This window comes from Pantanalinema rosaneae CENA516, assembly GCF_050753385.1.
GTDB classification, from domain to species: domain Bacteria; phylum Cyanobacteriota; class Cyanobacteriia; order Leptolyngbyales; family Leptolyngbyaceae; genus Pantanalinema; species Pantanalinema rosaneae.
The window spans coordinates 155,998-175,576 of record NZ_JBLZFZ010000006.1 but is presented as its reverse complement, the minus strand read 5'-3'; the positions used below and the strand labels follow the sequence as shown (position 1 = coordinate 175,576).

At 50.3% G+C, this 19,579-nt stretch carries 14 protein-coding genes; 3 read left to right on the top strand and 11 right to left on the bottom strand.

Annotation, left to right across the window (positions count from 1 at the left end):
- The 6 genes from ACN4EK_RS05310 to ACN4EK_RS05285 all read right to left on the bottom strand — a co-directional run.
- Positions 1 to 830 (bottom strand): DUF1688 family protein (locus ACN4EK_RS05310; protein WP_431656452.1); only part of this gene is annotated, 830 nt, incomplete at its 3' end.
- A gap of 35 nt (positions 831 to 865) precedes the next feature.
- Positions 866 to 2,131, bottom strand: a complete 1,266-nt coding sequence (locus ACN4EK_RS05305) for a GTP cyclohydrolase II (protein ID WP_431656451.1) — start codon at positions 2,129 to 2,131, stop codon at positions 866 to 868.
- Positions 2,132 to 2,193: 62 nt separating this feature from the next.
- Positions 2,194 to 3,318 carry an A/G-specific adenine glycosylase gene (gene mutY / locus ACN4EK_RS05300; protein WP_431656450.1) on the bottom strand — a complete coding sequence of 375 codons (1,125 nt, stop codon included), beginning with the start codon at positions 3,316 to 3,318 and terminating at the stop codon, positions 2,194 to 2,196.
- A gap of 206 nt (positions 3,319 to 3,524) precedes the next feature.
- Positions 3,525 to 3,860 (bottom strand): DUF760 domain-containing protein, encoded by a 336-nt coding sequence (locus tag ACN4EK_RS05295; RefSeq protein WP_431656449.1) that lies wholly within the window; start codon positions 3,858 to 3,860, stop codon positions 3,525 to 3,527.
- Positions 3,861 to 4,034: 174 nt separating this feature from the next.
- Complete coding sequence (locus tag ACN4EK_RS05290) at positions 4,035 to 4,991, bottom strand: RNA polymerase sigma factor, RpoD/SigA family (protein ID WP_431656448.1); 957 nt, start codon at positions 4,989 to 4,991, stop codon at positions 4,035 to 4,037.
- Positions 4,992 to 5,111: 120 nt separating this feature from the next.
- Complete coding sequence (locus ACN4EK_RS05285; RefSeq protein WP_431656447.1) at positions 5,112 to 5,252, bottom strand: hypothetical protein; 141 nt, start codon at positions 5,250 to 5,252, stop codon at positions 5,112 to 5,114.
- A 470-nt stretch (positions 5,253 to 5,722) separates the two neighbouring features.
- On the opposite strand from ACN4EK_RS05285, the gene ACN4EK_RS05280 reads away from it, so the two are divergent.
- Complete coding sequence (locus ACN4EK_RS05280; RefSeq protein WP_431656446.1) at positions 5,723 to 6,133, top strand: YbjN domain-containing protein; 411 nt, start codon at positions 5,723 to 5,725, stop codon at positions 6,131 to 6,133.
- Positions 6,134 to 6,202: 69 nt separating this feature from the next.
- Here ACN4EK_RS05280 and carB read toward each other — a convergent pair whose 3' ends face one another.
- Complete coding sequence (gene carB / locus ACN4EK_RS05275; protein ID WP_431656445.1) at positions 6,203 to 9,448, bottom strand: carbamoyl-phosphate synthase large subunit; 3,246 nt, start codon at positions 9,446 to 9,448, stop codon at positions 6,203 to 6,205.
- A gap of 463 nt (positions 9,449 to 9,911) precedes the next feature.
- Here carB and ACN4EK_RS05270 point away from each other — a divergent pair, with 463 nt between their 5' ends.
- Both ACN4EK_RS05270 and ACN4EK_RS05265 read left to right on the top strand, forming a co-directional pair.
- Entirely contained in the window at positions 9,912 to 10,637 is a 726-nt protein-coding gene (locus ACN4EK_RS05270) for a hypothetical protein (protein ID WP_431656444.1), read from the top strand.
- Between the two features lie 134 nt (positions 10,638 to 10,771).
- The gene (locus ACN4EK_RS05265) at positions 10,772 to 12,418 is read left to right on the top strand and encodes a RecQ family ATP-dependent DNA helicase (protein WP_431656443.1); all 1,647 of its coding nucleotides are present in this window, start codon (positions 10,772 to 10,774) and stop codon (positions 12,416 to 12,418) included.
- On the opposite strand, the gene ACN4EK_RS05260 is transcribed toward ACN4EK_RS05265, so the two are convergent.
- The 4 genes from ACN4EK_RS05260 to ACN4EK_RS05245 form a co-directional block, all read right to left on the bottom strand.
- Positions 12,411 to 12,950 carry a GNAT family N-acetyltransferase gene (locus ACN4EK_RS05260; protein WP_431656442.1) on the bottom strand — a complete coding sequence of 180 codons (540 nt, stop codon included), beginning with the start codon at positions 12,948 to 12,950 and terminating at the stop codon, positions 12,411 to 12,413. The genes ACN4EK_RS05265 and ACN4EK_RS05260 overlap by 8 nt on opposite strands.
- Before the next feature lie 173 nt (positions 12,951 to 13,123).
- Complete coding sequence (locus tag ACN4EK_RS05255; RefSeq protein ID WP_431656441.1) at positions 13,124 to 16,294, bottom strand: beta strand repeat-containing protein; 3,171 nt, start codon at positions 16,292 to 16,294, stop codon at positions 13,124 to 13,126.
- A gap of 381 nt (positions 16,295 to 16,675) precedes the next feature.
- Positions 16,676 to 17,611: an IS5 family transposase gene (locus tag ACN4EK_RS05250; RefSeq protein WP_431655783.1), complete on the bottom strand. Its 936-nt coding sequence runs from the start codon at positions 17,609 to 17,611 to the stop codon at positions 16,676 to 16,678.
- Between the two features lie 74 nt (positions 17,612 to 17,685).
- Positions 17,686 to 19,401 carry a tetratricopeptide repeat protein gene (locus ACN4EK_RS05245; protein WP_431656440.1) on the bottom strand — a complete coding sequence of 572 codons (1,716 nt, stop codon included), beginning with the start codon at positions 19,399 to 19,401 and terminating at the stop codon, positions 17,686 to 17,688.
- Between the last annotated feature and the right edge of the window lie 178 nt (positions 19,402 to 19,579).

Sequence of the window (19,579 nt, the reverse complement as noted above, 5' to 3'; positions counted from 1 at the left end):
AGATGTGTATAAGAGACAGAGATGGGGGAGATGGGAGATAGGGCGGGGTGGTGCCAGACATCACCGAGGTTGATTCCGGCGAAGGTGATACGTCCTGGCCAGATGTCGCTGAAGCCCTCAAGGATGGCAGCGAGGACGGTGCTGGCGGGTAATTCGTTGGTTTGGGTTTGGGTGAGTAGGTAATCGACGAGATCGCCGGGGCGGGGAGTGGTGGAACTAAATAATGTGGGATGTTGGGTCAGCACTTGTCCCAGTTTTTGCAGGAGTTTGGTGCGTCCAGTGAGTCCAACTAAAGGGTTGGTGGCACTGACTTGAAAGCCCTGGCTGAGGGTGGCTTCTGTAAGTTGTTGCAGGGCGATCGCGTCTACTTGTAACGGCTGATTGGCATCGCTGGAAAACAGCCCTTGCTGGAACATTTGGAAACTGGCAACGGCTAATCCTTCCGATCGCCGAAATACTTCCCCCGTCTCCGATTCTCCATACTGCCATTGGTCGCCTGCCCCAGCATCTAGCAATACACTGACGATCGCTAAATCAAACTTGGCTTTGGCTCTGGCGATCGGGGATAGTCCGGCTAACTGGGCTTCCAGTAACGTGAGGCGAGGTAGGCTCCCGACTTCAAAATGTCGCCAACGGCTATGGAAGGGAATGTTCAAATCAGGGTAATGCTGGCGTGTCACCTGAAGCACATAGTCAGCGACGGCAGGCAGACGATCTAAGTCGCAGCGAAAGTAACGCAGTTGATCAGCACAGGCTAATTCAAACAATTGACCACAACGCTCTCGGATCGCTTGGGGAGAGCGGAGGTAGGCGATCGTGGGATCGGGCATGGGTAGGTGGATGAGGAAGGTGAGGAAGATGGGGGCTATTCGACTAAGCTGCGACCTTTGGTTTCGGCTAGGGCAATTTGGTCGGGAATGTTGCCGTCTGTATAGTAGCCAGCCGCTTTCTTGGCTTCAATTTCCACTTTGGCATCGGCGGGAATCAGGTCGGCGGGAATGGGCACTCGTTCTACCACTTCAATCCCGGACTGAACGATCGCGTTGTATTTCATATTGCTCATCGACACCAGGCGATCGATGCGGGTAATCCCCAACCAGTGCAACACATCGGGCATAAATTCTTGGAAGCGCATGTCCTGAACGCCAGCCACACATTCGGTACGAGCGAAGTAGGCATCGGCGCGATCGCCACCTTCCTGCCGTTTGCGGGCATTGTAGACCAGGAATTTCGTCACCTCGCCTAACGCCCGTCCTTCTTTCCGCAGATAGACAATCACACCCGCGCCGCCTTCCTGAGCCGTCTGGACGCAGGCTTCAATCCCATGCGCCAGGTAAGGACGACAGGTACAGATATCGGAGCCAAACACATCCGAGCCGTTACATTCATCGTGAACGCGAACCGCTAAGGGACGATCGGGGTCGGTAATCGCCGCCAAATCACCCACAATGTAAACGGTCATGCCGCCGATCGGGGGCAGAAACACATGCAGATCAGGACGAGTCACCAGTTCGGGAAACATGCCACCCGTTTGCTCAAATAAGACATGGCGTAAGTCCGACTCACTCACCTTCAGGCGTTTTGCCATTCCGGGCAGATACCAGACGGGTTCGATCGCCGCCTTCGTTACGACCAGATCGCCACCGGGTTTCATGATGCCGCCATCGACCTGCAACCGTCCTTTGGTAATGGCTTCCAGCAGTTCTGGCATGTTGATATGGGCTTTAGTAATCGCGATCGTAGGACGAATATCGTACCCCTCCTGAAACAACGAGGGATAGACTTCGCCAACGATCGCGCCAAACGGATCTAAGGACACAATTTTGTCGGGGTCAAACCAGGAGGGATGGGGCCCAATATGCTCGGCAGGCGATGTATTCGTCAGGTCGGGACGATGATCGGATTGCAACTGACCACTGGCAACCGCCAAAGCCCGATACACGCCATACGCCCCAGAGTGGGAACCAATCACATTCCGATGGGCAGAGCGAGTTAATGTGCCAATTACAGGTCCACGCTCGATCGGATCGGCAGCCCCCCACTGAATCGAAATTGGCTTCGGACCGAATCGAGCCGGATGGGAGGTTAAAACAATATGCTTAGACTTGGCACCCTTATGCTGATGTGTCATAGATCGCCCTGTTTAATTGCCATACTCAAGTGATTGGTTAATCCCCAGGTCAGAAACTTCTTTTAACTACCAGTCCGACCTGCTTCTGTCATTTTGCCCATCTCCTGCTGATCCTGACCCAGTTCCTGCAACGCTTGGATAATTTGGACGTTAGCTTTGGGGAAAGGATACTGATCTAGCTCACTCAGCGCTACCCACCGGACTTCGTCACATTCCAACGGTTGGGGTTCGCCAGTCAAATGCTGACAATGATGCACATTCAGTGTGACGCGGAAATGACTATAGGTATGGTCGATCGTGATCAGTGAGTCACCAACGGCAATGTCAATCCCCAGTTCTTCCTGAATCTCGCGGCGAATACAGTCAGCGATCGTTTCTCCCGGTTCCACTTTGCCACCCGGGAACTCCCATAACCCTCCCAGTAAACCTTCTTGCCGACGGCGATCGATTAATACTTGACCGTGATGATTCCAGATGACAGCGACACCGATCACTTTATGCGGGAGCGGGCTACGAGTTTCAGACATAGGTAACTGCGATTGAATACCTCGATTGTAGGCTTGACAGAACGATCGCCAAGGACAGAGATCACAATTGGGTTGGCGGGGAACACAAACCGTTGCCCCCAAATCCATTAGAGCTTGATTGAAGTCACGCGGCTGCTCTGGATCTAGCAGGGTTGCCGATAACTGCCAGAGGGGCGCGATCGCCCGATTGGGTGGCACAGTCAGGGCGGTAATCCTTGCCAGTACCCGTTTCACATTACCATCTAAGATGGCTACCGGTTGGTTAAATGCCGCACTTAAAATCCCGCCTGCGGTCGTCCGTCCGATTCCCGGCAATTTCAGGACATCTGCTACCTGGGTCGGAAACTTGCCTGCATGGGTTTGCACAATTTCCTGGGCGGCGCGATGCAGATTCCGGGCGCGGGCGTAATATCCCAATCCTTGCCAAAGTTTTAGCACTTGTTGTTGCTCGGCTTTGGCTAAATCCTGCACCGTCGGAAATGCCGCCAGCCAGCGTTGATAGTAGGGAATTACGGTTTTCACCTGGGTTTGTTGCAGCATAATCTCGGAAACCCAGATCGCATACGGGTCGCGAGTTTGCCGCCAGGGCAGATCCCGTCCTTGCTGGCGATACCAATGCAACAACGATCGTCGTAAGTCCGCCACAACAAAACCCGACAAACCGCATGGATGGTCTGCCGGGTTGAAAGTAGTCTCTACAGGAGCGTTCGGGTTGACAGAATGAGTTTGAGCTTGAGTGTTGGGGGCTGAAAGAGATTCCATCGGCACACACGCAAAACTGTTAGGGAAGGAATCATCCTAGTCGAAATCTGACCCAAGCAGCCAAACCATGATCAGATTTCCCCACACTCAGGGCGATGCAATAACTATTTGGATTCTGATTCACTACCGACCAGGGATTTTTCGATCGCCAGCCGTTGTTCAGCATTACGCAGGAAGTAGCCGCTCATCATGGCAGAGGCAAGCAGCCGACCCAGATCTTCGCGGGATGTGGTGATCTCAACCTGGAAGTTTTCGGGAGGTAATCCACCGAGTAAGCCAATGATGTTGCGTTCCATCATGTGGAATACTTCAGGAGAAACTGGCTTCGAGAGCTGGGCAACCGTTTCGGGACTCATCGACTGCACATAATGTAGTAAGGAGTTACCCGACTCAGCTCCGCCCTCAAGAAATTCTGGTAAGTGGTTCGATAAGTTGTTCACGATTAGAACCTCGATCAAACGGTTGCAATGTCTATAAACACACTGTATCAATCCAGCTTGGGCTTGGCAGTGAGTAGAACCGAACTCAGTAGGGTGGGATTGTCTCACTCACGCCAGGGGCAGGTTGAGAAAATGAGGGAGATAGGAAGGATAGGGAGATGGGGCAGGAACAGGTTAGCTGGCAAGGTATTCGCCGATCGAGGCTTTGCGTTTGCGCAGCTTGGTTAGGGCTTCCCGTTCGATTTGGCGGACTCGTTCGCGACTGATGTTCAGGCGATCGCCGATTTTAGCCAGTGTGAGAGCTTGTCCATCCTCTAAGCCAAACCGCAGTTCCAACACTTGTCGCTGTTGCGGGGTCAGGTCTGCCATCAGTTTTTCCAGATCCGCCCGTAACGATGATTGGGTCGCGAACTCTTCGGGAGAGGCTCCCGTATCTTCCAGCAGTTCCCCCAGTTCAGTGTCCTGATTGTCACCCACCCGCAAATCTAGCGACAGGGGTTGGCGAGCCCGTTCCAAATACTCACGCACCTGACGGGGGGTTAGCTCTAATTCTTGAGCAAGTTCAGCCGCCGTAGCCGCTCGACCCAATTTCTGGGAAAGTTTGCGTTGAGCTTTCTTAATTTTGTTAAGTTTCTCGGTGATGTGGATTGGTAGGCGGATTGTCCGACCTTTTTCCGCGATCGCGCGAGTAATGGCTTGGCGGATCCACCAGTAGGCATAGGTAGAGAAGCGATAGCCCTTAGTGGGATCGAATTTCTCTACACCCCGTTGCATCCCGATCGTGCCTTCTTGAATTAAATCCAGCAGATCAACATTACGTTTTGTGTATTTCTTTGCCACCGAAACCACAAGCCGCAAATTTGCCTCAACCATCTTGCGCTTCGCGAATTCACCTTCGGTGATCACTCGCTGCAACTCGGTTTCAGACAGATTGACCTGCTGTGTCCACTCCTGCGTCGTTGGAATCCGCCCCAAGGTTTCTACTAAGGACTCTTGCGCTTCGTAGACAGTCGATAAGCGTTGCACCTGCTTGCCATAGAGGATTTCCTGCTCGTGGGTCAGCAAGGGAACCCGACCGATTTCTCGCAGGTAGGTACGCACTAAGTCAGTGGTGGTTTGAGGGGTCTTCATGGCGTTGCCTGAGAATGAAGAGAGTAAGCTGAGAGCAAAGGATAGGTAGAAATAACGATGAACAAGACTGTAATCGTACAGCCTGGTTGCGAAAACCGGATGGAGCCGATCTAGAAAAACCTAAATGTCGTCACGTATTTTCACCGGAATGGCAACCGTAGAGGGTTGTTCTACCTGTCGCCGCTGCCATTGCTCGATGATCAGGGCGATCGCGGCCAGTTCAAGAATAATACTGGTTAGGAGAAAAATTTCTTGCATCATAACAAATCATCCTTAAGGGTCGTCACTCTATATTAACAAATGTAACATTTATGAGGGTGGCTGTCGCCAGGGATCATTAATTTTTAAGAAAGTAGACTGGGATCTACGTCCAAAATCGGCATCCTGTTATATAGAGAGTACCCATAATCGCATTTCTTGAATGCATCTTGAGCAACAAAATCTAACAAAATTCCGGAGTTTTAGCGGTATCGCCCGGTGTAGGTTGCTAAATAAGGACTGTAAAGAATATTAATTTTTCTAGAAGTTTAATCTTACTTCTGATTCAGGCAGCAGGGAGAAATGGCAAATAAATTTTCATCACCTTAAACTCTCAACCCGGGGCGGCGCATCTATCCGATGAGGGGTTATCGGTTATCAGCTTCTAGTAATATCGGAGTGATTCATCACTGGGGACAGGGCACTCTAAAGGTACTAAACCTTTTTCATTACCCCCATAAGGCTTGGAATCCATGCAAGACCTCAACCTTAGCGAAGCTGTCGCCCACCCCTTAGCACGTTACCGGAACCATTTAGAGTTCAATGGGTATGTAGTTGAGGAAGGCGATGGAGTCATTCTCTGTCGGCATCCCCGCAAACCGAACTTGATCGTGACAGACTTTGATAGTCGGGGAGTGTCAGTAGCCACTGTGTATAACTGTGATCCTGATGTCAAACGGTTACACCTACTGGAATATTTGAATGAGCTGAACGCTGAATTCCTATTTATGAAAGCCTACGTGGATGAAGAAAACTGTTTGTTGCTGGAAACCTTCTTTGAAGGAGCCTATGACCGCACCAATTTTTCGATTCTCCTAGAAAATATTGAATATGACATGGCTCGGTTCTTTGAGCATAAGCTGACGGAAGCCTATGTGGAATAAAACAGCAGAGTCTAGATGGGTAAGATACTAGCCTCTGCTGAATATGAGTAGGAATTGGAGCTAACGCACCTACGGCTTGAGATGCTCCTGCAAGGACTTGACAGACAACGCTTGGGTTTGCAACGTCCGGATTGCTGCCGCCGTCGCTTTAGCTCCAGCGATCGTCGTGACGATCGGAATTTTATACATCAGGGCAGTGCGGCGGATCAGCCGACCATCGGCGCGGGCTTCTTCCCCAGAGGGAGTGTTGATGATTAAGTGAATTTGTTCGTTCTTAATCGAGTCCAGCACATGGGGACGACCTTCATGCAGTTTCAGGATCAGATCGACATCCAAACCATGCTCCATCAGGGTTTTGCGAGTGCCGATCGTGGCAATAATCCTAAAACCCAGAGTGATGAAGTCCTGCACAATCGGGACAACGGTGGCTTTATCGCGATCGCTCATTGAGACAAACACCGTCCCTTTCAGGGGTAAGCGTTGACTTGCCGCCAGTTCTGCCTTGGCATAGGAGCTACCAAAGTTTTCATCAATCCCCATCACCTCCCCCGTTGATCGCATTTCAGGGCCGAGGATGGGGTCGGTGCCAGAGAATTTGTCGAACGGCAACACAGCTTCCTTAACCGCAATATGTTTAGGAATCATTTCCTCTGTGTAGTTCAATTGCTTCAAAGTTTGCCCTGACATAATCCGAGCCGCCATTTTGGCTAAAGGGATGCCGATCGCCTTCGACACAAAGGGGACGGTACGGGAGGCACGCGGGTTGGCTTCCAGAATGAACACCTGATTGCCCTGAACCGCAAACTGAATATTCATCAGTCCCACGACCTTCAAGGCTTTCGCCAAATCGATCGTCCAGTGCCGAATTTGCTCCAGTACGGCTGGACTCAGAGACACGCTGGGGAGAGAACATGCCGAGTCACCAGAGTGAATCCCCGCTTGTTCAATATGTTCCATGATGCCACCAATCACCACATGCCCCGTGGCATCCGCGATCGCATCGACATCCACCTCGATCGCGTTTTCCAGGTATTGATCCACCAGAATTGGGTGATCGGGTTCCACCTGAACCGCATAGGTCATGTAATGTTCTAGCTCGGTGTCGGAGTAGACAATCTCCATTGCCCGACCCCCCAGAACATAGCTGGGACGCACCACCACCGGATAACCAATGCGACGAGCAATTTCCAACGCCTCACGGGTACTTCGAGCAATCCCATTCGAGGGTTGGCGAATGTTTAATTGCCGCAGAATTTTCTCGAACCGTTCCCGATCTTCAGCGGTATCGATCGAATCAGGTGACGTGCCCCAAATCTTTGTATTAACGTGACTTTCGGCATTCCCTTCCAGATACTTCTGTAACGGTACAGCCAGCTTCAGTGGAGTTTGCCCCCCAAACTGAATAATCACCCCTTCTGGATTTTCTGCCTCAATAATATTCAGCACATCCTCTTTTGTCAGGGGCTCAAAATAGAGGCGATCGCTGGTGTCGTAGTCGGTCGAAACGGTTTCGGGGTTGGAGTTGACCATAATCGTCTCGAAGTCATCTTCCCGCAGAGAGAAGGACGCATGACAACAGCAATAGTCAAACTCAATCCCTTGTCCGATCCGGTTGGGACCACCCCCCAGAATCATCACCTTGCGCTTGGTGGAAGGCAGAACTTCCGTCTCCTCCTCATAGGTCGAGTAGTAATAAGGAGTCAGCGCTTCAAACTCAGCCGCACAGGTGTCTACCGTCTTGTACACCGGAATCACGCCTAAGGATTTGCGATAAGTCCGAACTTCGTCTTCCGTGGTCTTCGTGGCGAAGGCAAGCTGCCGATCGCTAAAGCCCTGCCGCTTAATCATGTACATCTGATCTTTCGTCAGGCTGGTTAGCGGAGTCCGTTTGAGGAATTTCTCAGTTTCCAGCAGTTCTTGTAACTTATCCAGAAACCAGGGATCGATCGCGGTTAGCTCATAGATCTCCTCAACGGACATACCCATCTGCATGGCGTGGCGTACCATAAAAATGCGATCGGGGTTAGGAGTCCGCAGCCCAGCCCGAATTTGTTCCAGACTAGGTAACTTTTCCGACTTATCACACCCCCAACCGGCGCGACCCGTTTCCAGCGATCGCAGGGCTTTCTGGAAGGATTCCTGGAAGGTGCGCCCGATGGCCATCGCTTCCCCAACCGATTTCATCTGGGTGGTGAGTACCGGTTGGGCACCGGGAAATTTCTCGAAGGCAAAGCGAGGAATCTTGGTAACCACGTAGTCGATCGTCGGTTCAAAGCTAGCCGGAGTCTTTTTAGTGATATCGTTGGGAATTTCGTCCAGGGTGTAGCCAACCGCCAGTTTCGCTGCCATTTTGGCGATCGGGAATCCGGTGGCTTTGGATGCTAGAGCCGAACTGCGGGAAACCCGAGGATTCATTTCAATTACGATCACTTCCCCCGTATCGGGATTGACCGAGAACTGAATATTCGAGCCGCCCGTTTCCACCCCAATCTCGCGGATGATGGCAATGGAATAGTCGCGCAAGCGCTGATATTCCTTATCCGTCAGGGTTTGGGATGGAGCCACGGTGATTGAGTCCCCGGTGTGGATGCCCATTGGATCCAGGTTTTCGATCGAGCAGATAATCACCACGTTATCCGCCAGATCCCGCATTACCTCCAGTTCGTATTCCTTCCAGCCCAAGAGCGACTTCTCAATCAAAATCTGGGATACCGGGCTGGCATCCAAACCGGACTGAGCAATTTCCTCAAATTCCTCCTGGTTGTAGGCAATCCCGCCCCCGGTGCCGCCTAAGGTAAAGGCTGGACGAATGATCAAAGGATAGCTACCAATTTGATGCCCGATCGCCCGGGCTTCCTCGATCGTGTTCGCCAGACCCGAGGGACAAACGGGTACACCAATCCGTTCCATCGCTTCTTTAAATAGCTTGCGATCCTCTGCCATCTCGATCGCTGGCAGTTTTGCCCCAATCAGTTCCACATTATATTTGTCCAGAGTGCCGTTCTTGGCTAGCGCCACTGCCAGGTTCAGGGCTGTCTGTCCTCCCATCGTTGGTAACAGCGCATCGGGACGCTCTTTCTCAATAATCTTCTCAACAATCTCCGGAGTCAGCGGCTCAATATAGGTGCGATCGGCGGTTTCCGGATCAGTCATGATCGTAGCCGGGTTCGAGTTCACCAGGATCACCTCGTACCCTTCATCTCGGAGCGCTTTACACGCCTGGGTACCGGAATAATCAAACTCACAGGCTTGGCCAATCACAATCGGGCCGGAGCCAATTAACAAAATTTTTTGGAGGTCTGTGCGACGCGGCATGGTGGTAGCTGTCAGGTCAAGGGCTAAAAAAGTCCAACCTATTGTAAAGGAAAGGTCAGTCTCAGTCGGTAGCCTTTTATCTAATCTCCGGGTTTGCTCACAGAGACGGCGCTCAAGAGAACAGGTGAACTGCCTTTACAGAGGCAACCTTAGTCTAGCGATTAGACTGCACGATCGAGGGATAGAGAGGAATTACCGCCGTTAAAATGCCTCAGCGTTTAAAAAGATTCGGTTAAGTCAAGGTTAAATCCCCCTAGGGTTAGATTGTTCCAGGTAAAGAAAGCATTAAAACCAGATAAAGATAGATCTCAGCTCAAAAGAAAATTCGTGGTAATTACGTAGGCTGCTTCGCCCATCCTTTGCCTGAGATCTTCCACCTTCGACCGAACTTAGGGGTGTCTACTCGCCAGCAAGCAATTGGTGGCTTCGTTTTGCTGTCCGTAAATATCAGTAGGGTTAAGAAATGCATCACCGGGTCAATCAACTGGTTAGTAAACTATCCATCAGTTTTCTTGTACCACTTCTAGCCCTTGATCTAGCGTTTATCCTGCTGCACATCGCCGCTAGAATGACCCATGTGGTTCCGAATGAACCGCAATTTCTGATTACTCAGGACGGTGGGTACGCCGAACAATTTCAATATGTTAAGTTATTGCTGATTGTCCTGGGTTTGGGGCTTCTTGCTATCCGCCAACGATCGCGGATTTTTTTCACCTGGACAGGCATCTTCCTGTATATTTTGCTGGATGACGCATTAGAACTGCATGAACGCCTGGGGTTTCTATTAGAGGCGGCTTGGCAACTCCCTGCGATCGGTGGGCTGCGGGGACAAGACCTGGGAGAACTGCTAGTATTCGCCAGCGTTGGCATCATTTCCCTCATATCCCTGGTCTGGTCTTACCGAACTGAGCGACAACCAGCCACTCGCCGGACTTCTGTTTACTTATTTGTCTTATTACTCCTGTTTGCGGTCTTTGGTGGGGTCGTAGATATGGTACACATGGCAGTTAGTGCGATCGCTTCCCCACTCTGGCTTCAGCGTCTATTCACCATCCTGGAAGATGGCGGAGAGATGGTTATGGTGAGCATCATTGCCGCCTTCGTCTATCGCTTAACAAAATCAAAAGCGCCAACCCCGGCTGTACCTGTACCGGCTCCCATATACGCAGAAAAGCAGGCAGTCAAATAAGGTTACCAACCTTACACCGTTGACCACTAGCATGTTTGAAATATAACCAACGACCAGCGGCTGATCTCCCATTCTGCGGATTTTGTTTCATCACGGCTTCAATATCGTAAAAGCATTCACGGTAAGGAAGTCCGATGGGCAAGAAATCAACATCTCGCCAGCGATCGTTGCATCAACTGGCACAGAAGCGGTTTGGCTACGATCGCCTCCATCCCGGTCAGGAACAGGCGGTTCAGGCAGTTTTAGATGGACATGATGTGTTGGTGGTCATGCCTACGGGTTCCGGGAAGTCTGCGATCTATCAACTAGCGGCGCTATTAATGCCAGGAGCAACCGTAGTTGTCTCGCCATTGATTGCCTTGCAACGCGATCAAGCCCAAGCGATCACCGCGCAGGAGTTGGGGAATGCCGCCGTTGTCAATTCCAGCATTTGTGACACCGATCGTCAGGAAGCGTTTGAAACCTTACAGGATGGTGATTTAGAGTTTTTATTTCTAGCTCCCGAACAGTTTAATAATCCCGAAACACTAGAAACCCTACAGACTGTCAGACCATCTTTATTGGTGGTGGATGAAGCCCATTGTATTAGCGCCTGGGGACATGACTTCCGCCCGGACTACCTCCGGTTAGGGGCGATCGTTGAAGCCTTAGATCATCCCCGAGTCCTCGCGTTGACCGCCACAGCCGCGCCTCCAGTCCGGGAAGAGATTGTCGAACGGTTGAACATGGCAGATCCAGTAGTGATTGTGGAAGGATTCGATCGCCCTAACATTTGGTTAGCAGTGGAACGGGTAGGGGATGAAGCCGAAAAGCAACAGATTTTGTGCGATCGGGTAGTGCAGGCAGAGAAACCAGGCATCATTTATGCCGCAACTCGCAAACGCACCGAAGAGATTGCCGAGCAGTTACAGGAACAGGGAATTGCCGCCCGGTTTTATCACGCAGGCATGAAAGCCACCGACCGCCAGGAGATAGAAGCCGCCTTTATGCAGGATGACATTGAGGTGTTAGTGGCAACCACTGCCTTTGGCATGGGTGTGGATAAATCCAATGTGCGGTTTGTGTTTCATGCCGATATTAGTGACTCGATCGATTCCTATTATCAAGAGATTGGGCGATCGGGGCGGGATGGCGAGCCTGCCAGGGCAATTCTGTTTTATCATGCGGATGATTTGAACCTACGGCGATTTTTTGCGAGTAGTGGGCAATTAGAAGCCGAACAGCTAGAACAAGTAACAGACGTTTTACAACAACAAGCTGAACCGATCGCACCACAAGCGCTAAAAGAACAGGTTGATCTATCGCAAACTAAGCTAAAAACAGCACTCAGTCGTCTCGCCGAGGTCGGGGCTGTAGAAACCTTACCCACCGGCGAAGTCGCCATCAGTCCGTTAACCCAGGATATGAGTCAGGCAGCCGAGTCAGCGCTCCAGGCTCAAGAACGTCGCCAACATTGGGAGCGATCGCGGTTGGAAATGATGCGCGGGTATGCCGAAGTGCGGGATTGTCGTCGCAAGTATTTACTCAACTACTTTGGGCAAGCATTAGAGGTTCCCTGTGATTCTTGTGATAATTGCAAAGCCGGGATTGCCGCCGAACCGCCGCCCGAGGACAACCACCCTTTCCCAGTCAATACCCGCGTCAGGCATAAAAGTTGGGGAGAAGGAGTGGTAATGCGGCATGAAGCCGACAAAGTTGTGGTGTTATTTGACCAGGTGGGTTACAAAACATTGGGAGTTAATTTAGCCCGGTTATACGGTTTACTGCGGCGAGTTAAGTAGGACGATCGAGGCGATATAACAACGTCGGGATATTGCGGTTACGGGGATTGCTGAAGATCTTGATAAATTTCATCCCCAGTCGTTCGGCAAGTCGTTGAGAGGCACGATGATCCCAGGGCATATTCACATGCAGCGTGGGAACACCCAGAGTCGAAAACGCATAATCTCGGACTGCCGTTGCGGCTTCGATCGCATAGCCTTGCTCCCAATAGGGATGATGAATGATATAGCCCAAATCAACCACAGATTCATCCGCAAGAGTGGTTGCCAACAACCCCACATCACCAATTAATTTGTCGCTTCCTTGTAACATCACAGCATATCGACCAAATCCTTGCTGAGTATAACTTTGGAGACTACGATCGATCCATCTCACTACGTCCTCATGGGTCAGCGGTTGCTGCCAAAAGTACATTGTGGTTGGATCAGAAAGAATCGGTAATAAGCGATCGACATCATCACTTCGATACGGTCGCAGAGTTAACCGGGCTGTTTGCAGTGGCATCATGGGTAGTACACAATCTGTGTTCATGTTCAGTCTCAGATAGATACAACTGATGCAAGGGCACTTACTGGAAATCCAGTGCCATATTATGCGACATACCGGGTTTGAGGCACTCATCGGGTGACACTAATCCAATTAGCCCTCTCCAAAGCAAAGAAGAGGGCTGTAAAGCAACGATCGAGTAACTTATTGCAGATCGGTTAGATGATCAAAATATCCGCATGGGTCAGCGTTGGGGCTCCGGTTAAGGTAGCAATCCGGATCTGACTGGCACTACCGGAACCATCCACATCAAAGAACAAATCGCCCGTCTGGTTGTTGTAGATCAAGCGATCGTTGGCATCGCCTGCTGCTGTACCGAGACGGAACTGGCTTGCCGACAGAATGCCGACACCTAATCCTCCCTGAAAGCCCGATCGCGAGAGCAGAATGAAATCATTAGCCGCGAAATCGGTAATCACATCAGTCCCTTCATGCGGCGTATTGAAGCCAAAGAAATCCAGTCCTGATCCCCCAGTTAAGGTGTCATTGCCCGCTCCGCCAATCAGTAGATCATTGCCCGCATCACCACGCAAAACATCATTCCCCTGTCCCCCTCGTAAGGTATCGTTACCTGCACCAGCATTTAACGTCAGTTGTAGAGCCTGAGCAGCAAGGTGAGAAGCATTGAGATTGTCGTTGCCATCACCACTGTTTAGCACTAACTGATCAGTTGCCTCAGCATTCAGAATTGTCACTTGAGTTGCCAACCCTGTTACGACAACTCCATTCGCTGTACTGGAGATATCTACCTGATCTCTACCAGCACTACCATTGATCGTCACAGTATCAACTTGACCATCACCCGCCGTGGGATTAGGTGAGCCAGCCAGGTTGACATTGACTAACTTAACATCAGTCGCTTTGAGATCATTAATGATAACAGAATCAGCACCACCTAAGGCATTGATATCCACTTGTTCCACGCTATCCGTATCCATGGTGATGTTACCAACGTTACGGAAGAAGTGGAGTCGATCGCCATTGGCAGATAGTTCAAACACTTCACTCACATTCGCACCATTAAACCGCATGGTGTCATTACCACTGCCGCCCTCGATCGTGTCGCTGCCATCACCGGGATCCCAGATAAACACATCGTCGCCACTGCCTAAAAAGGCAACATCGTTACCCTGATCACCATCAATGACATCATTGCCAGCACCACCAAAAAGGCTATCATTACCGGCTCCACCATTGATGCGATCGTTGCCATCACCACCGGACAGAGTATCATTCCCTTCAGCACCACGAATGGTGTCGTTACCATCACCACCATCGACCACAAACTCTACAGCCGCCAGATTGCCAGCCGTAGCTGTAATCAGGTCATCACCTCCTTTAGCATCCACTTCAATCCGTTCGACACTATTCAAATCCATAATGATGTTGCCGACATTCCGCAGGAATTGCAGACGTTGCCCATTCGCGGCAAGATTCATGACTTCACTCACATTGGAGCCATTGAAGCGAAGTGTGTCTTTCCCCGCATCCCCTTCAACCACATCGCTACCGTCACCGGGATCCCAGATAAACAGATCGTCACCACTGCCCATGAATGCCGTATCGTTACCACCATTTCCATCGATCGTGTCGTTACCTTCCCCTCCAATCAGGGTATCAATCCCCCGGCTACCTTTAAGATTGTCATTCCCAAATCCACCATCTAAGGTGAGTTGAATCAGGTTAGCCGCTAGATTCGTGGCATCGAGCGTGTCATTACCACCATTCCCATTCATCACTAATTGATCATTGGTAACTTCAGCTTGAGTAATGATGACTTGGGAAGCTAATCCATCTACGACAATGTTGCCATTCACATTAGATACTTGAATGGTGTCCTTTTGATTGCGACCATTCACAATTACCGTATCTCCAGCCCCATCACCCGTTGTGCCATTAATTGCTCCTGCTAGATTAATATTGACTACTTGCACATCAGTATCTTTGAGATCGTTGACGACGATCGTATCCGCCCCACCGAGAGCATTCAGATCCACTTGCTCAACGTTGTCCGTATCAATCACAATATTGCCAACATTTCGGAAAAACCGGAGTTGTTCACCATTTGCTGACAGATCAAACACTTCGCTAACATTGGCACCATTGAATTGTAGGGTATCACTCCCACTACCGCCTTCAACCACATCGCTGCCATCCCCGGGATCCCAGATAAAGACATCATCTCCACTCCCCAGATCAGCAATGTCATCTCCCCGGTTGCCATCAATTACATCATTGCCAGCACCACCTTTGAGCGTATCGTTGCCATCACCACCCAAAATGGTATCGTTACCATCACCCCCATCCACCACAAACTCCACCGTTGCCGGAGCGGCACCAGTCGTTAAAGCGGCTGTAATCAAATCATCGCCGCCTTTAGCATCTACTTCAATTCGTTCAATGCTATTCAAATCCATTTCAATATTGCCAAGATCGCGGAGGAAGCGCAGTCGATCGCCATTAGGAGATAGGCTCATGACTTCATTGCCATTCGACCCATTAAACGTTAAGGTGTCTTGACCAGCATCCCCTTCAACCACATCGCTACCATCACCGGGATCCCAAATAAACACATCATCGCCTCTGCCTAGAAACGCAATATCATTGCCTTGTTTACCCGCGATCGTGTCGTTACCTTCACCACCAATTAAGGTATCTATTCCCTGGCTACCGTCAATCTTATCGTTACCAAATCCGCCATCTAACGTCAGTTGAATTAAGTTAGCCGCTAAATTAGTCGCATCTAAAACATCGTTACCACCATTCCCATTGACAATCAACTGGTCAAGCGCTGCATCTGCATTGGTGATCGTAATTTTAGCGGCTAAGCCATCGACAACAATGTCGGTTGTAGCACTGGAGATCTGAATCGTATCCTGACTGCTGCGACCATTGACGATCGTGGTATCTGACACCCCATCAGCGGTGGAGGAGTTGAGGGTTCCGGCTAGATTAATGTTAACTAACTTGACATCAGTGCCCGTCAAGTCATTCACCGTAATCGTATCGCTACCACCCAAGGCATTCAGATCTACCTGCTCGACACTGTTGGTATCCATGACAATATTGCCAACATTCCGGAAGAAGCGTAGGCGATCGTCATTAGCAGAAAAATCAAACGTTTCACTGGCAGCAGAACCGTTAAATTGCAGAGTATCTTGACCACTCTCGCCTTCTACAATGTCACTACCATCACCCGGATCCCAGATAAACACATCATCACCGCCCCCCATCAAAGCCGTATCATTACCACCATTCCCATCGATCGTGTCATCACCCGCACCACCAATCAGGGTTTCGTTGTCGTTATTACCGTTAATTACCGCCATCGTGTTTTCTCCGTTAGTCAATCTTGGTTGTTAGCGATCCCTTGCCGCACCATCAATCTGGTTGGGACGGCTCGGAAGCGTTCCTATCTAAGGAGTTACACGGTGAACGATCGCAAACTATGCAAAGACAGCTTTAAAATTGTCCAAATTCTCCTGATTAATTCTGCTTACCCCCGATAGACAGCCTACTTTTACCATGCAGTGAACCGCAGCTACAGCGCCAACGGCTCACAGTTTCCATAAAAAAACTGTAGAGATATGTCAATCACTATCTCTACAGAGGCTTCAGTTATTGGTTACTTCGGGGACGATCTCAGGTTAGAAGCGGCTTTGTTGCATGATTAGAAAAACGACCAGACCTGCCTTAAGGTCGTCCTGGTATTAAGCTGCAACTTTGTAGCTATCAGGTTTAGCGATCTGGATCATCCGGTTGAGCGCAGCACATTTGATGAACAGTTCCACCGCTTGATTGTCAAATTGACGCGCGCTGAGATTGCCACCAAAAATTGTCTTAAAGCGAAACATGGTGGTTTCGGCAATGGAGCGGCGATGATAGCCAGAATCCTGCTTCCAGCGTTTGCGTCCATGTTTGCGGATGTGACGCAGATTTTCATCTCTCGCATGGGGCTTGCCTTTGCGATTACCATGCTGCCAGATTTTGGCATCTTTGCGCGGTGGAATCACGGCTTTGGCTCCTTTGGCATCAATTTCGTCATAGCAATGGCGATGGTCATAAGCACCATCGGTTGAAACCTGTTCAATTTCCCCTTCAATCTGTTCCAGGAGGTCTTCTAGCACTTCTCCATCCGCCACATTATTGGTTGTCACGACCATTGCCACAATCTCGCCCGTAGCTTCATCAACCCCTAGATGCAGTTTGCGCCAAGTCCGACGCTTGCTCACCCCATGCTGACGGGTTTTCCATTCCCCTTCACCATAGACTTTTACCCCAGTCGAATCGACCACCACATGACGAGCACCCGGTTTCGGCACAATCGGTAAGTCAATGCTCAGGTTCCCAATTCGCCGTGATAGTGTACTGTGGTCAGGCACAGGCAAGTCAATTTCCATCAACTCAAAAATTGATTCGAGAAATCCTTGACACTGTCGTCCAGCCAGGCGATAGACCGCTTTGACAGTCGCCATCGTTTGAATCGCAAGGTCACTATAGAGGACAGACGCACCTGGTTTGCCGCTCAAATCTTCGACCACCCACTGCTCCAGAACCGATTCCTCAATCCAGAAGGTGAGGCTTCCCCGTTGCTTCAGTCCAGCGTTATACTCAGACCAGTTGCGGATGCGGTATTGAGGTTTCATGGCTTGTTTTGGTTGTGGTGATTAAAACTTACCATGCCTCGCCCTCCGCAACTCCTCTTCATGCAACAACGCCGTTAGAAGCGAGAAGCAGTCAGCTTAACATCTGCATATTTCCAGGCAGCTTCAAACTGTTTCTGAGTGGCGTTCGCCGCTTGCAGCTTATTTTGCGCTTGCAGGCTTTGGGTTAGCCCTAATAGTGACCAGCCATTGTTGGGATAGATCTTCAGTTCCTCCCGATAGACCTGTTCTGCTTCGCTGGCTCGTCCTGCCTTTAGGAGAATCGCTCCTAACGACTGACGGGTTGGCAGATACCAATCAGCCGGTTCAGTGTAAATCAACTCATCCTCTAATTTGACCGCCTGCTTGAGAGCAGTGATCGCCTGATCATGGTTCCCCTGGTAGGAAGCAAGCTCTCCCGCCAGAACATTAGCGGCGATCGACAGCACACTGGTCACGGGATTATTCTCGCCAATTTTCATGGTTTTCAGGTCAGCCGCCGTTGTCAGAAGTTGCAATTGCTGTAACTCTTGTTCTGCCTGTTGCGGCTGATTTTTTGCCAGGAATGCCAGCCCTCGCACATAATGCCAAACCCCTGTAGGATACTTGAGATCGGATTCCGGGGCTGCCAGCGCTAGAATTTCATCCCATTTACCAAATCGGGCATCGGTAAACATGGGAATGGTAGAGAAGTGCTGAACCGTTGCCGCTAACGCGGGGTGACGTAAAAATTGGGCATCGACCTTCGCCGTATTCTGTGCCGCCTCTATTGCCAATTTGCTTTGTCCAGTCATCTGTGCCGCAAACCAGAGGAAATGATGGTTGTGGGGCATATACATGAGTGGATAGATGCCCTGAGCATGACACTGGGTAGCATACAGGTTATCCGCCGCAATTCCAGCTTGATTTGACAACACGGCATCATGGTAGCGTCCGACCCGAATGTAGATATGGGATGCCATGTGAACCAAATGCCCCGAGTTCGGCACAAGACTCATCAAGCGATCGGCAGAGGGTACTCCCAAGTCAGGACGTTCTTTTTCTACCGCATGGATATAAAGATGATTGGCTCCAGGATGGTTAGGGGCACGCTTCAAGACAGACTCTAGCACTGCCATGATTTCCTGACCCTCCGGTTTCGGTGTCCCGTCTGCTTCCCAATAATCCCAAGGCGTTGTCGTCATCAAGGATTCGGCAAATAAGGTGGCAGCATCCAGATCATCAGGATAGCGTTTGGCGATCTCCCGCATGGCAGTGGCATAGGCGATATCAAACGATTTGCGATCGCCCACAGCCTGTTGCGGATAGCGGGTCGCTAGAGCTTCAATATAAGCCCGTTCTTTTTCACTCGCATATTGCTCCAATACTTTCGCCTGTTGTAGGGCTTGTTTAGCCTCTGGTAGTGCATCTTCTCCCATCGGGGCATTAATGTTGGGTCCTAGCACTAAGGCAATCCCCCAATAACACATCGCACAGTTTGGATCGAGTTGGGCAGCAGCTTTGAACGATCGCGCGGCTGCCATGTGGTTAAAGCCGTAGGACAGGGTTAGTCCCTGATCAAAATAGCGCTGTGCTAAAGCGTTTTTGGTCGAAATCGGATGATGATGATTGCCTAATTTCTCAAATAAGGGAGGCTGGGAATCAGCCGATGGTCGAGGCGATGTTACCTGCGCCATGTGTATTGTATGGTCTGCTGGTTGCGGCGATCGTCCTCGGACTTGATGAGCTAGAACACTGACTGAAATACCAATCACAAAAACCAAACTGAATATGACTGTCATGCGTTTTCGCATAGTTGGTTCTCCTGAAGTAAGGATCAAATATGATTAGAAACAATCAACAAGAAATCTATTGAGCAGGACATGTAGCGAGTGTCACTAGCCCATCCAAAATATGTCATTAGCCTTAGATTAAACCGATCTGGATGAGCACAGCTTCATTCGGTTGGTTCACCCGATCGTATGATTCCTG